Source organism: Lachnoclostridium sp. An118, assembly GCF_002160985.1.
Taxonomy (GTDB): domain Bacteria; phylum Bacillota; class Clostridia; order Lachnospirales; family Lachnospiraceae; genus Claveliimonas; species Claveliimonas stercoravium.
Genome location: NZ_NFLQ01000022.1, coordinates 1 through 14,240 on the forward strand (window position 1 = coordinate 1; position 14,240 = coordinate 14,240).

A 14,240-nucleotide genomic window follows, 5' to 3' on the forward strand; every position below is an offset into this window, starting at 1 on the left:
CTATAAACAGATAAGTAATTCGACAGCCAAAAAGCAGAAGTTCCGACAAGACAATTATACATATCTGTTTCTTATCAAAGAAGAATTTTTCCCATAGACACAGAAAATTTTATGCCCTCCAGAAAAGCAAAAATATGCAGATCATCTGGATATTTCTCTGAAATAAGCAACAAAAGAGGGGCATGCCACATGAGAAATTTACTTCCTCATGCGACAGCCCCTTTTCATCCTGTCAATCCTCGAACTCGAAATCATCTTCGTTTACAAGGCCACGGATAAATTCCTCAAAGCTATCTGCCAAAGGAGTGATCTTGTAGTCCCACTCCTGGTCCACATGCACTACTTTGGGTTCCCCGTCCGGGCCGCACTCCCGGTAATCCAGAAAAATCATATCATGTCCGGCACTGGGACAGTCACAAACAGCCACTCCGATAGCAGGGTACTCCCATTCTTCGATCATAAACCGACTCCCAAACTCTCCACATAACGAATAGGTTTTCTCTCTTCCAATACCGAAAATACCTGTGATAGCTACGTGGTCATCTGCCCAACTGGTAGTTTGATCAGTAGGGAAACAGGTGTTGACAGGAATCCCTCCGTTATGTTGCTTCATCAGCCAAATATAAGAAGCTGGCAACTTATAGCCTAATTCCTGCTCAACGCTGGCAATCAGTTCATCAGAAGGCAATTCGCTGACATATTCTTTCAGCGCATACTCACTGTCTTCCCAAAAGCTTGTAAGATCAAATCCTTCAAACATTCTCCGCACACCTCCAAATTCCGATCATCGTCTTCTGCATGAAACAAAAATGGTCCTGTCACCCTGGATATCGGTATTCCATCAGAAGAATTCATCAGAAAAATATAAATTTGTTTCTTTTTCACCTATATAGTAACTGTAATATTTGTTCTTTCCTTTAAGCAAAGCATTTATTTCGGAAACAGCATCGTCAATTTCTGATTTTCCGGTCAGCGACTTAGGATTTGCAATATTCTCAAAGAAGTTCCAACGTTCTTTTATACAATGGGTCTAATTCGCACCCACGATCATTATACCATTCCTGTCATTTGATTTCTCGCTTATGTAAAAAGAGAGCAGTACATCTCCTGTCCACTCTCTCCCAAACGGCCCTACTTGTGATATGGTTCCCCATAACATATCCAAGTGCGGTTTTCGGTTCCTTTTAAAATCCTCCATTATTATAAGCTCTTGTGATCACATAAGACGGTTCATAATAGGCGCTGCTATTGTAATTATCAATCGTATCACATATTTCATCGTTATATACTCGGATCATTCCATCAATATAGTCTTCCTCCGACTGTAACGTTGACAGAATCAGCCTTGTATACACCTTTCCCATCTGTGTTTCTGATGGGATTTCATCTACCAGTTCTGAATCTACATCCGTTATGTCAAAATTCCCCTTTGCCAACTTATACTCTTCAATCCATTGATCTTCAATTTTCAGAGGATTCTCACAGTGAAGTACATTGGCCAGGCTGATCAGACGCACCCACTCATCTTTCGGTATAGAATTAACAACATATTTATTCTTCTGATGTAATTTTCTTGCGACACGTTCTACCATATAGCACAAAAAATAAAGATCATTCTCGGATATTTGTTCTTCCGGAAAAAATTTATTTGTCATAGCGAATAACCCCCTTCGAATTTGATAGTCTGTAATGCTTTCTCTGTACAGAATACAATCTGATGCGTCGGATACTTAAACTTAACCAGTTCCCAGAACGCCTCTTTTGAAATTCGTTCAGCCATATAGTCCTCGACATAGTCCCAGATTGTATCATCTGCCATTGGTCCCTCGACAACATCATAATCATGTTTTAAACCAAGCCGGCAGTTTACGACAAATTGTAGCCACTCCTCTGTCATTTCGCTAAAATTTTTAATGTTCAGATTCTTATCAGGTGAATACTCATAAAAATTTACAATGTGCTTTCTGCGTTTTGTCAAAGCCCAGCGTTTTGCCTGCTTTTCTAAAATTGTACAATAAAATCCATAGCCAAAATCTTTGTAGAAACCATTTTCCAAGATTTGCGGTTCCTGGACTATGACATTGCTTCCATGATACAAAATCATATACTTTTTACTCCTTTAAAGTTATGGTTTATCAGCATTCCTTTTTGCTCTTTCCTTCTCTAATATTGTAATCGCAAATATAGCTATAAAAAATCCGATGATACAGATTACTGTTCCGCTAAATGAAATTGTTGAATTTATAAATCCTGTAACTTCGTTAATCACAGCTAAAACATATTACTAAAGCAATCTTAAATATTGTCGTGTATTTCTTCATTTATATCACCCTTTCACTTAGCAAACTAAGCTTTTCTAGTTTATTGAAATGAACTACAATCAAAATTTCCGCAAAATCACATATGCTTCACTTAAGGATTTATGAAATATTTTTTCTCTTATTTCAGGAGTCAGACCGGGTTCATCAATATAGCACAAACAAGCATCTGCTACTGTATTTATAAAATATTCATGAAACAAAGGATTCTGATAAGTATCTGCATATTTAGAATAAAATGGCTCTGCTATTTCGTAATACTCCTCTTTTGTAATTTTACCATCAAGATAATCTTTTATTTGATTTAATATAGTTTCTTTAAATATGACACTATTATTTTTCATTATTATTTTTCAGCCCTATTCTACTACATATTAGGATTAATCTATTTATAAAATATAATATATCCTGCTTCTTTCGGATGGTCTACAATTAGACTATCGCGTTCCTTTAATACGTTAAAAGCAATAATCAAATCTACTCCTGCGGCAACAAGATTAACTATCATGGTAAGCAACAATATAGTGCCCGGATATATAAAAACAAACAGTACCCTACCTAAACCTAATATTACAAACGGTGTCAAAACACCTATTAAATATTGTTTCTTTTTCAATGTCACCCTACAAGCACAACTCGGCATTATTGCATCGATATTAAAGCGAACCACATTCCAAAGTTGCCAAGTCGCTTAAGTTTATTATAACACCCCCATATTCCCCTGTCATTTTCTTTCTTGTATATACAAAAAAAGAGAGCGGAACACTATCTGCCCACTCTCTTCCAAACCAGATTTATTTATGATATGGCTCTCCATAACGTATCAAAGTGCGGTCCAATAAAAATCAACAATAATAACTTATCTCTCTAAAATATGCAAACCATTTCTGAATAATATCAGTACTACGTGCCTCAACCATTCTCATAATATTGCGCAACGTATGTGAAGGTATTCTTGAATTATTATTGCAGAGCAGACATTTCCCCGCACTGGTAATCCATACCTTTGTCGCATTTTCAGATGGCTTTCCTTTTGCGATATGTACGTGGATCGGTTCAACAGGTTTATTCTCATTTGTCCAGAAATAAATCCAGTATTCTCCCATTCTAAAGATTTGAGGCATTCTCAAAGCCCCCTTCCTGAGAGAATTCGATAATAAGATGTGCCGTTGACCTTATTATCTCTTCGAATTGCTTAATCTCTTCTTCTGAAAAATGGTAAATATCTTCCCATGTGTAATCGGGGAGCCAACATGCAGCATGTTTAAATCCATATTTTTCATCTGGTCTCTCAATATACACTTTTACTCTTCCATCATTCTGCATATCAGAATGAACAATTTCTGTCTCATCATTCAATGTCATAAATGGATACATCATATCATCATTCCTCCCTGCTTCTTATACGCTCTATTATATCCTATTAAGAATATTTTCAATTAGGATCTGCCATACAAACCGGAAAACGAAAACTAAAACTCGTACTTTGTTCCATGTGAAAGCAACAGTCCATCGGTTAATTCTACACATAAAATTATAGTATTCTCATCTTCAAAATTATTATGTCCATTGTCGATCCACTCAGAAAATACATTTTTCAATTTCTCGGCAATCCAGTAATTTTCCTCTTTCCCGAAATATCCCAAATTGATACTCTTTCCATGTGCCGTGAACCATTCACCAGCTATTGCAACAGTAGAGTTGCTTTCCATATGCCTCATTTTATTTGAAAGTGCATATGTAATAATATAAAATGCACCATTCTCATAATATGCATTTACATAACGTACAAAAGGCACCTCACTTTCTACTGTTGCCAATGCAATAATGGTATCTTTTCCAAATCGTTCCGACATTATTTTTTCAGCATCTTCACTTAATTTTTTCACAAAGTCATCTCCCTTACCAATTGTAATTTATATAATAGCATTTTCCATTGATTTTTCTTTTGTAACTTTTTCACCTAAATAATTAGCAAGCTTTTCTGTAAAAAAGCTAAAGTAAGATACTCCGTTGTTTCTTTTATTTTGAAAATATGGCAAAAATCCCCATAGTGTTGATGGAATCCCCATTACTATTAAATATAATGGTCCAAAAATAAGGGATTGAATTGTATGACCATATTCGTGAACTAAAAGCCTTTTACTTAATTCTTCATCTGGTATTTTATTTTTTGTTCTTTTATCTTTCATCGGATTAGTTGTTGTAAAGACGAACATTCCCAAAGATACACTTGAAGGAACATTTCTTTCAGTAATAATTGCACCGTGATAAAAATAATGTTTATTTTTTATATTAATTAAAAGTACTATAAATCCTAACAATGTTTGTGGCAATCCCCAAGTGCATTGAATTAATATATATATTACATTTTTCATAACTAACTCCAATCTACAACTTAGGATTTTCAAACCATCTTACTCATTATTAAAGCAATAATTAAAGCAATTATTGCAAATCCAACTATGGTTCCCAGCCATTTAACTATTTTCATTTTTGTAGGAATATAAGGTTTTAATTCTTCTGTATTGGGTATATCCCACGCTTTTGTATGTTCTACCCAATACCAGTCAACAAAAAATCTATCAAATAGTCCCATTATATACATTATTAATAAACTTTGAATAAAAATATCTCCAAACTCTCTTGCACCATTTATATAGCAAACCATCAATGGCACAAGAATAAAACAAGGCAAGTATAAAACTATAATTGATATAATGGTTTGTTTCTTTATTTCTTTTTGAGTAGTATATCCTAATTTTATTGCTTTTTCTTGAACATTCTTTTCGTAAAACACAGTAAATTTTTCAGGACCATTTGCTATACCAATAACACAAAACATTAAAAGTATAAAACATAATACTATACCTTCCATTAGAATTAACATTAAAATCAACTCACTTTCAAATTCCAATTTTGCACCGCTCAACTCCTCGATAAATTTTCTTTAGTCATTCTTCCTTAAAATCGAATTTTGACTGCCTAGATTATACGGACAAATATCTCTACACTTATGACAAGCTATTCTCCAAACCTGCTCTTCTTCATCATCTCCAAATGCAAAATCCCAACAGGATTGCTGTTTTATTTCTGGATTTTCTAAAGCATTTACAGGACAAATATCAACACATAAGTTACAATTATTACAAAGAGGTTCTTTCATTTTATCAGGCTCAAGATTCTGTTCGCATAACACTGCTCCTAACCAGACCATACTTCCAAACTCTGGCGTTATTAACAAAGAATGCCTCCCTATTGTTCCCAAGCCCGCCGCTTGAGCTATATGTTTTTGCGAAACAATAGAACGCCATCTGTTAGTATTTTTATCCCATTGGCTTTCATTTGTAGGAATAGGAACACATACTATCTGGTTCTTTTCCATTTCAATACAAAAATCCAGAGCTATCGCATCCATTTTTGACGTGATAGAATTTCTTACCCTTGTATATGGAATATTAGACTTGCAATTAAGTGTTCCTACTGGAAATCTGCAACCAAAAGAAATTACCGATTTGCAAGTCGGAAGTGCATCTAAAGGATGATAGCCTTTCGGTGCATTATCAAACCTATCTATACTTGCTATACCACACAAATCTGCACCTAACGCAAACATTATTTCCTTTATCCTTTTACTATCCAACATACAATATCCCCTCCGCAAATCCCAATCTGTCGACCTAGTTTTACTTCATTATACCATTCGTTTATTTCCCTGTCATTGTCTTTCTTACCCATACGAAAAGAGAGCGGAACATCATCTGTCCACTCCCTTTCAAATACTCCACATACTTCATACCATACGCACTTACTTGTGATATGGCTCCCCATTGATTATCCGGTAGCTCCTGTACACCTGCTCCAGCAGGATGACCCGCATGAGCTGGTGGGGAAAGGTCATCTTCGAAAAGCTGAGGGCAAAGTCAGACCTTTTAAGCACCTCTCTCCCAAGCCCTATGGAGCCGCCGATGACAAAAGCGATGCTGCTCCTGCCGGACAGTCCAAGGGCATCTATCTTGTCCGCCAGCTCCTCAGAGGAGAGCATACTTCCTGCGATCTCCAGGGTGACCACATACATATCCTCCCTGATATGCCTCATGATACGCTCCCCCTCTTTTGCGCGGATACTCTCCTCCACAGCCTCGCTGGCCTGGTCCGGCGTCTTCTCATCCGCCACCTCTATGATGTCCAGCTTACAGTAGCGGCCAAGCCGCTTGCTGTACTCGGCGATGGCATCCTTCAGATATTTTTCCTTTATCTTTCCCACTGTGATCAATGTGACCTTCACCTGTCCTGTTTCCTCCTGTTTACCCACTCAAAATAATACAGAAAAAAGGGAGAGGACCAGGCTAACCCCAATTGCTCTCCCTATCAGTTCACTTTTCAGTCTGCTCCTGTGCGTCTATTTCTGTGACAGCAGCTCGTGGATACCTTTGGCTCCTGCCTTTCCTGCACCCATGGCGAGGATGACTGTGGCGGCTCCTGTGACCGCGTCTCCGCCGGCAAATACGCAGGCCTTCGATGTCTGGCCGTTCTCCTCCTCAGCCACGATACATTTTCTCCTGTTTGTCTCCAGTCCCTCTGTAGTAGAAGCGATCAGCGGATTCGGGGATGTTCCAAGAGACATGATCACTGTATCTACCTCAATCTCATATTCGGATCCCGGGATCTCGATGGGGCGGCGTCTTCCAGATGCATCCGGCTCACCAAGCTCCATCTTGATCACGCGCATGCCCTTCACCCATCCGTTCTCGTCCACAAGGATTTCCTTCGGGTTGGTCAGCAGGTTGAAGATAACGCCCTCTTCTTTTGCGTGGTGGACTTCCTCCACTCTGGCGGGAAGCTCCGCCTCGCTCCTGCGGTATACGACATGTACTTCAGCACCCAGGCGAAGGGCAGTCCTGGCTGCATCCATAGCCACGTTTCCACCGCCCACAACAGCCACTTTCTTGCCAGCCGCGATGGGGGTATCGTAGGAATCGTCAAAGGCCTTCATCAGGTTGCTCCTTGTCAGATACTCGTTGGCGGAGAAGACACCGTTGGCTGTCTCTCCCGGAATGCCCATAAACATGGGAAGACCCGCTCCGGAGCCGATGAATACTGCCTCGAATCCTTCCTCCTCCATCAGCTGGTCGATTGTCGTGGATTTCCCGATCACCACATTTGTCTCGAATTTAACTCCCAGTTCCTTTACCTTCTCAATCTCTTTCTTTACTACCTTCTCCTTTGGAAGACGGAATTCAGGGATACCGTACACAAGAACGCCTCCCAGTTCATGGAGGGCCTCAAAGACAGTCACCTCATATCCGAGCTTTGCCAGGTCTCCGGCGCAGGTAAGACCTGACGGGCCGGAACCGATGACCGCCACCTTGTGGCCGTTCATCTTCTCCGCCTTCAGAGGTTTGATATCGTGCTCAAGAGCATAGTCAGCCACAAAGCGCTCCAGCTTTCCGATGGAGACCGGCTCACCCTTGATCCCGCGCACACATTTGCACTCGCACTGTGACTCCTGTGGACATACGCGCCCGCAGATAGCCGGCAGGGCGGAGGACTCTCCGATCACCTGGTAGGCCCCCTCTATGTCTCCGTCCTTTATCCTGGAGATAAATCCGGGGATATTGATGGACACCGGGCATCCCTGGATACACTTTGCGTTTTTACAGTTCAGACAGCGTGAAGCCTCCTCCATCGCCTCCTCTTTGTTATATCCATAGCAAACCTCGTCGAAATTTGTTGCTCTAACCTTTGCCTCCTGCTCTCTGACAGGAACTCTCTTAAACATATCTGCCATTATTCGTCACCTCCGCAGTTGCCGCATCCGCCGTGATGTGTATCGCCTTCCTGTAATTTCAGGAGAGCACGCCCCTCCTGGGTCTTGTACATCTGCTGTCTCTTCATCGCCTCATCAAAGTTCACAAGATGTCCGTCAAATTCCGGGCCATCCACACAGGCAAACTTGATCTCATCGCCCACATGCAGACGGCAGGCGCCGCACATGCCGGTTCCGTCCACCATGATAGGATTCATGCTGACTACTGTCGGAATGCCAAGCTTTTTAGTGAGGAGACAGACGAACTTCATCATGATCACCGGTCCGATAGCTACGCAGAGGTCATATTTCTGCCCGCCGTTCACAAGCTCCTCAACCATGCTCGTCACCATGCCTGCATGTCCGTATGTACCGTCATCTGTACAGGGATAGTAATTTCCGGACACTGCCTTCATCTCATCCTCCAGGATCAGCATATCCTTTGTCTTGGCCCCGATGATGACATCCGCATCAACGCCGTGCTCCTTCAGCCATTTCACCTGCGGATACACAGGAGCAGAGCCCACGCCCCCGCCGACAAAAAGGATCTTCTTCTGCTTCAGGCTCTCAATATCTTCATTCACCAATTCAGAGGGACGGCCGAGCGGCCCTGTAAAATCCTGAAAGGAATCGCCCTCCTTCAGGGCTGCAAATTTCTCTGTAGATGCTCCTACTGTCTGGAACACGATCGTGATCGTCCCCTCTTTCCTGTCGTAATCACAGATTGTCAGAGGGATCCTCTCGCCTTTTTCATCCAATTTAACAATCACAAACTGTCCCGGCTCACAATGCTTTGCAACACGGGGCGCTTCCACGTCCATAAGATAGATCTTGTCCGCCAGCTTCTCAGCCTTTCGTATCTTATACATATCGCATCCTCCTAATCATCAAACTTATTTAATAATAATCCATAGACAGAAAAATAGCAATAATTTCTCCATGATTTCAGTCAGATAAATTTGAAATAAGACAAAACGGGACAGACGCCCTTTGACAGGCGCCCGCCCGGTAAAAAGTACTCTATAGGATTTTAGAAGTCCACTTCTGTTCCATAGTATGTACAGGTGAGGAGCTTCTCCATTGTGGCCGGGTCGATGGCGCGCGGGTTGGAGCCTGTACATGCGTCTCCCACCGCCAGCTCGGCGATCTTAGCAGCCTTCTCCTTGAACTCATCCTCATTGATGCCGAAATCCTTCAGTGTCTTAGGAATGTTCAGTCTCACATTGAACTCGTCGATCTTCTCGCACAGGCTGTTGATGAGAGCCTGCTCGGATGTTCCCGGAAGTCCCATCCTGCGGGCAATCTCGGCATATCTCTTGGCCGCTGTGGCATCCTTGGCATTGTATTTGATCACATAGGGCAGATAGATGGCGTTTGCGCAGCCGTGCGGGATATGCCCTGTTGAGAAGGCAGCGCCTGTCTTGTGGGCCATGGAGTGTACGATTCCCAGAAGGGCATTGGAGAATGCCATTCCTGCCAGGCACTGTGCGTAGTGCATCTGCTCTCTCGCCTCCATGTTGCAGTTGTAGGATGCAGGCAGATGATCCAGCACCATCTCAATGGCCTGCAGTGCAAGAGGATCCGTAAATGGTCCGTGGAGTGTGGACACATAGGCCTCGATGGCGTGTGTCAGCGCGTCCATTCCGGTGTATGCAACCTGCTTGACCGGAAGTCCCGCCACAAGGTCCGGATCAACAATAGCGATATCCGGTGTGATGTTGAAGTCAGCCAGCGGGTATTTCACGCCTGTCTCATAGTTTGTGATAACGGAAAATGCCGTCACCTCTGTGGCTGTTCCCGATGTGGAGGGGATGGCCGCAAATTTTGCCTTCTGCCTCAGCTCCGGGAAATTGAAGGGCACGCACAGGTCCTCAAACGTGGTGTCCGGATACTCATAGAACGCCCACATGGCCTTGGCCGCATCGATAGGTGAGCCTCCGCCCATGGCAACAATCCAGTCCGGCTCAAAAGCCCTCATGGCCTCCGCTCCCCTCATGACAGTCTCAACGGATGGGTCCGGCTCCACGCCCTCAAAGGTCTGGACCTCCATGCCAGCCTCCTTCAGGTAATTGACCGCCCTGTCAAGAAAGCCCTGGCGCTTCATGGAGCCTCCGCCTACAACGAGGATAGCTTTTTTGCCCTTCAGGTTTTTCAGCTCTTCCAGACACCCTTTTCCGTGGTAAATGTCTCTTGGTAAACAAAATCTGCTCATTGTTCCTGCATCTCCTTTTTGTGATATAGTCCGGGGAATCCCGTCCTTGTTAATTATTTATCAAAATTATACCTCTCTTTTTTCGTACATGCAACAGCTTTTCCGCAATTTCATGATTTTTTCAGAAAAACATAATAAGACCGGCATCAGAGTGCCGGTCTTGTTTCATTCATATAAAGTCTTCACTTCTTGCACGGAGGAATGACTAGGAATGGCGCAGCATGCTGGGAGTAATGGTACCCTCGATGCCCGCCTTGGCCGCGTAGCCCTTCAGGATTTTCCAAAAGCCCTGCCTGCTCATCTTCCTGCCGCTGATATTGGGAAAGAGCACATCCGAGCCATGCCCCTTGAGGAGAGGTTCACGCCCGTTTTTCAGATATGCCTTCATGGCCTTCAGCGCCTGCTTATCGATCGGATAGGCATTCTGGTTGCCCGGAAAATGACACTGGAGATAGCCTATCTCCAGATTGACATCCTGTATCTTGAGGCTGACAAGCTCCTCGACCATGATCCCCGTAGAATACAAAAGCTCGATCATGGCCTTGTCCCGGAGCAGCTTCGGCGTCTTCCCGCTGGGAATAGCCAGGACCTTCTCCACGTCCTCCTTGGAGGCGCTCTTCGGCTCTCTGCGCTCAATCTTCGGACTGGTCAGTCCCTCTGACACATCCTCTTTTATATATTTCTTTTTGAAGAGATAATTAAAAAATCCCTTGATCGAAGCCACGTTTCTGGATATGGTCGTATTAGTCAGCTTCTGTTTCTCCATATGAAGCATATAGGAATTCAGGTTTGTCGCCGTGATCTGCGCCACCTCCTGGATCCCCTGCGCGTCAAGATAACGGACAAGCTTCATGAGGTCCCGTCTGTACGCCATCTCCGTGTTCAGAGAAATCCCCTTCACTTCTTTTAAATACTCTACATATTCTAACACTATTTTTTCCATACTTTTTATCTCCCATCGTATACTCTAAATTATACGAAGAAATAACGAAAAAATCAAATTGTTTTTAGAAATATTTTCAGAAAAATTGGATTTAAATAACTTTCCGATATAATTCCAACCCCAATCGTCAGAATAGTACCTACCGTTTTTGAATAATTCCAGGATGACCTTGGATAGGAATAAAAAAACCAGAGCACGATCCCATATCCCGGGATATAAAACAGCGCCTGCGGAAGAACGGCGGCCAGACAGAACAGGATTCCTGCCGGCCCCAGCTTGATCACAGAGGCCGTAAAAAAGAGTCCGCCCAGGAAGCCTGTCCAGACCAGCACAGCGGCCACGATCCATCTGCGCACGCCCTTCATCTGGCCAAGGAGGGAAATGACTGCCAGCATCCCGGCCCGGACCCAAAGGATATACCAGAAGTAATCCTGCGTCTGTATCTCTGCCTGCGTATACTGTTCCAGAAAATAGTCGCTGAAGATCCCCGCCGCCAGTATATGGTCCCGTGCTCCCGTATTGGCATACAGGATCCCGCCTATAAATCCTGCCAGGCAAAGTGCCAGGAAAATCCTCCCGTGACTGCGCATATCTGTTCTTCCTCCCGCCGCAAAGATATTTCATTATATGCCGCCCGGAAAGAAATATACCCCCAGTCTTACTCCCTGTCGTACTTTACCGCATAGGCCAGGATTGCCGCCACTGTCTTGGAGTCCTGTATCTCCCCGCTGAAGATCTTCTCTTTTAACTCTGCCAGCGTGCAGGCCTGCAGCTCTATAAATTCGTCCTCGTCCAGATGCTGGCGGGAGGGGATCAGGTCTCTGGCCGCAAATACTTCTATCCTCTCATTGCAGAATGCGACCGTGGTCCGAAGTACAAGGAGCGGCTCCAGCCGCTCACAGCGATATCCTGTCTCCTCCTCCAGCTCCCTGGAGGCGCACACGATCCCCTCCTCCTTCGGGTCATCCAGCTTTCCGGCAGGAATCTCCAGCGTAAATCTGTCCAGCGCGTTTCTGTACTGCTTAACCATCAGTATCCTGCCGTCAGGGAGTACAGGTATCACCGCCGCCGCTCCATCGTGATGGATGTAATCCCACTTTGCCGTGTGACCGTCCGGGAACTGGACCGTATCCTGGTAGACATTGATCACCGCCCCCTCATATGCCAGCTTCCTGTCTATTCTCTTTATCTCGTTGCTCATCTTGCTTTCCCTTCCCCTTTCACATGCTTTTTGATTTTTGTGTCTCTCTGAAAACAGCGGCGGTCTCACGCTCTGCCGCCATTTTTGCAAAAAAAGACCAGCCTTTTACGGCTGGTCTTCTGCTTTCGGTTTACATTTATTTGGCATAGTCTGTCACCCTGGATTCCCGGATAACATTAACCTTTATCTGTCCCGGATATTCCAGCTCGTACTCGATCTGCTTGGAAATATCCCTTGCCAGTAATACCATATCTGCATCAGATACTTGCTCTGGAACTACCATAATACGAATCTCTCTACCTGCCTGAATAGCAAAAGATTTCTCAACACCCTTGAACTGGTTGCTGATATCTTCTAATTGTTTTAATCTGTTTGTGTATGTCTCGATCGTCTCTCTTCTCGCACCCGGCCTTGCCGCGGAAATCGTATCCGCTGCCTGGACGATACATGCGATCAGGGATTCCGGCTCGACATCCCCGTGATGTGCTTCCACTGCATTGATGACGATCGGCGTTTCCTTGTACTTTCTGCACAGCTCCACACCAATCTGGATATGTGACCCTTCCACATCGTGGTCGATGGATTTACCAATATCATGTAAAAGGCCTGCCCGTTTTGCGAGACGGACATCCAGTCCGATCTCCCCTGCAAGGAGACCCGACAGCTGCGCCACCTCGATTGAATGCTTCAGCGCATTCTGACCATAGCTGGTCCGGAATTTCATTCTTCCCAGAAGCCGTATCAGCTCCGGATGGATCCCATGCACGCCGACCTCAAGTGCCGCCGCCTCTCCTTCCTCGCGTATCACTGCCTCTACTTCTTTCTGGGCCTTTTCCACCATCTCCTCAATTCTTGCCGGATGGATACGCCCATCCACGATCAGCTTCTCCAGCGCGATCCTTGCGACTTCACGCCTGATGGGGTCAAACCCTGATAATACGACCGCTTCGGGGGTATCGTCGATGATCAGCTCCACACCTGTGAGAGTCTCCAGCGTACGGATATTTCTTCCTTCACGTCCGATGATCCGCCCTTTCATCTCGTCACTGGGAAGCTGAACGACTGAAATCGTAGTTTCTGCCACGTGATCAGCAGCGCATCTCTGGATAGCGGTAACAACATATTCCTTTGCCTTCTTGTCCGCCTCTTCCTTCGCCTGCGCCTCCAGCTCCTTGATCATTTTTGCAGTGTCATGTTTAACATCTTCTTCAACAGTTTTTAACAGATATTCTTTTGCCTGTTCGGAGGTTAGTCCTGAGATTCTTTCTAGTTCCTGTACTCTTTGTCTGCTCAGCTCATCCACCTTTGCTTCACGAGCTTTGAGCTGTTCTTCCTTTGCCGTAAACCCTGCTTCTCGCTTTTCCATGGCATCGGATCGTTTGTCCAACGCCTCCTCCTTGGAGAGGACTCTCTTTTCATAACGCTGTAACTCTGCTCTTCTCTCTTTTGTTTCCTTCTCGAGCTCATTCTTTGTTCTGATAGATTCTTCCTTAATTTCCAAGAGGGATTCCTTTTTCTTGGCCTCTGCTGTCTTGACCGCATCATCGATGATCTCGCGGGCCTTCGTCTCCGCACTTCCGATTTTTGACTCCGCATTTTTCTTCAGATTGGAAACTGTCGCGAAATGACTGATGATCGCTGCTGCTACCACGAGAACCACAGCCACAGCAATGATTATAACATTCGGCACAGGAGCACCTCCTTATTAAATTTTCATTGTACAAATACAACAGTTAAATTTTATACTGTTTTCACAA

General features: G+C 44.2%; 18 protein-coding genes and 1 pseudogene. All 19 read right to left on the bottom strand.

The annotated features are described in order from the left end of the window. Positions 1-244: 244 nt before the first annotated feature. Positions 245-757, bottom strand: a pseudogene (locus B5E62_RS14600) (SMI1/KNR4 family protein); the annotation flags it as partial. Positions 758-1,184: 427 nt separating this feature from the next. After that, complete coding sequence (locus B5E62_RS14605; protein ID WP_087175260.1) at positions 1,185-1,655, bottom strand: hypothetical protein; 471 nt, start codon at positions 1,653-1,655, stop codon at positions 1,185-1,187. Further along, positions 1,652-2,104 carry a DUF3990 domain-containing protein gene (locus B5E62_RS14610; protein ID WP_087175261.1) on the bottom strand — a complete coding sequence of 151 codons (453 nt, stop codon included), beginning with the start codon at positions 2,102-2,104 and terminating at the stop codon, positions 1,652-1,654. The genes B5E62_RS14605 and B5E62_RS14610 overlap by 4 nt, the downstream gene beginning before the upstream one ends. 276 nt (positions 2,105-2,380) lie before the next feature. Beyond that, a complete protein-coding gene (locus tag B5E62_RS14615; RefSeq protein WP_087175262.1) occupies positions 2,381-2,662 on the bottom strand; it encodes a hypothetical protein in 282 nt (93 codons plus the stop codon). Between the two features lie 41 nt (positions 2,663-2,703). Beyond that, positions 2,704-2,988, bottom strand: coding sequence for a DUF3267 domain-containing protein (locus B5E62_RS14620; protein ID WP_275532595.1), 285 nt, complete (start codon positions 2,986-2,988; stop codon positions 2,704-2,706). A gap of 175 nt (positions 2,989-3,163) precedes the next feature. Beyond that, entirely contained in the window at positions 3,164-3,424 is a 261-nt protein-coding gene (locus B5E62_RS14625) for a DUF4160 domain-containing protein (protein ID WP_330398147.1), read from the bottom strand. 1 nt (position 3,425) lies between these two features. Further along, positions 3,426-3,698 carry a hypothetical protein gene (locus B5E62_RS14630; protein WP_087152317.1) on the bottom strand — a complete coding sequence of 91 codons (273 nt, stop codon included), beginning with the start codon at positions 3,696-3,698 and terminating at the stop codon, positions 3,426-3,428. A gap of 92 nt (positions 3,699-3,790) precedes the next feature. Then, a complete protein-coding gene (locus B5E62_RS14635) occupies positions 3,791-4,207 on the bottom strand; it encodes a pyridoxamine 5'-phosphate oxidase family protein (RefSeq protein WP_087175265.1) in 417 nt (138 codons plus the stop codon). A 27-nt stretch (positions 4,208-4,234) separates the two neighbouring features. Beyond that, positions 4,235-4,696: a hypothetical protein gene (locus B5E62_RS16825; RefSeq protein WP_087157927.1), complete on the bottom strand. Its 462-nt coding sequence runs from the start codon at positions 4,694-4,696 to the stop codon at positions 4,235-4,237. A gap of 29 nt (positions 4,697-4,725) precedes the next feature. Next, entirely contained in the window at positions 4,726-5,250 is a 525-nt protein-coding gene (locus B5E62_RS14640; protein ID WP_087175266.1) for a hypothetical protein, read from the bottom strand. An 18-nt stretch (positions 5,251-5,268) separates the two neighbouring features. Further along, positions 5,269-5,964, bottom strand: a complete 696-nt coding sequence (locus tag B5E62_RS14645; RefSeq protein ID WP_242957970.1) for a 4Fe-4S binding protein — start codon at positions 5,962-5,964, stop codon at positions 5,269-5,271. Positions 5,965-6,126: 162 nt separating this feature from the next. Further along, complete coding sequence (rlmH, locus tag B5E62_RS14650) at positions 6,127-6,606, bottom strand: 23S rRNA (pseudouridine(1915)-N(3))-methyltransferase RlmH (protein ID WP_087175267.1); 480 nt, start codon at positions 6,604-6,606, stop codon at positions 6,127-6,129. Positions 6,607-6,720: 114 nt separating this feature from the next. Further along, positions 6,721-8,109: an NADPH-dependent glutamate synthase gene (gltA, locus tag B5E62_RS14655; protein ID WP_087175268.1), complete on the bottom strand. Its 1,389-nt coding sequence runs from the start codon at positions 8,107-8,109 to the stop codon at positions 6,721-6,723. Next, positions 8,109-8,996 (bottom strand): sulfide/dihydroorotate dehydrogenase-like FAD/NAD-binding protein, encoded by an 888-nt coding sequence (locus B5E62_RS14660; RefSeq protein WP_087175269.1) that lies wholly within the window; start codon positions 8,994-8,996, stop codon positions 8,109-8,111. Before B5E62_RS14660 ends, gltA begins: the two co-directional genes overlap by 1 nt. Positions 8,997-9,157: 161 nt before the next feature. Further along, positions 9,158-10,339 carry an iron-containing alcohol dehydrogenase gene (locus B5E62_RS14665; protein ID WP_087175270.1) on the bottom strand — a complete coding sequence of 394 codons (1,182 nt, stop codon included), beginning with the start codon at positions 10,337-10,339 and terminating at the stop codon, positions 9,158-9,160. 205 nt (positions 10,340-10,544) lie between these two features. Continuing rightward, complete coding sequence (locus B5E62_RS14670) at positions 10,545-11,282, bottom strand: tyrosine-type recombinase/integrase (RefSeq protein WP_087175271.1); 738 nt, start codon at positions 11,280-11,282, stop codon at positions 10,545-10,547. Positions 11,283-11,335: 53 nt separating this feature from the next. Next, positions 11,336-11,872 carry a stage II sporulation protein M gene (locus tag B5E62_RS14675; RefSeq protein ID WP_087175272.1) on the bottom strand — a complete coding sequence of 179 codons (537 nt, stop codon included), beginning with the start codon at positions 11,870-11,872 and terminating at the stop codon, positions 11,336-11,338. A 68-nt stretch (positions 11,873-11,940) separates the two neighbouring features. Beyond that, positions 11,941-12,483, bottom strand: coding sequence for an NUDIX domain-containing protein (locus tag B5E62_RS14680; protein ID WP_087175273.1), 543 nt, complete (start codon positions 12,481-12,483; stop codon positions 11,941-11,943). Between the two features lie 136 nt (positions 12,484-12,619). Continuing rightward, on the bottom strand, positions 12,620-14,173 hold the full coding sequence (gene rny, locus B5E62_RS14685; protein ID WP_087175274.1) for a ribonuclease Y: 1,554 nt from the start codon (positions 14,171-14,173) through the stop codon (positions 12,620-12,622). Positions 14,174-14,240 lie beyond the last annotated feature (67 nt).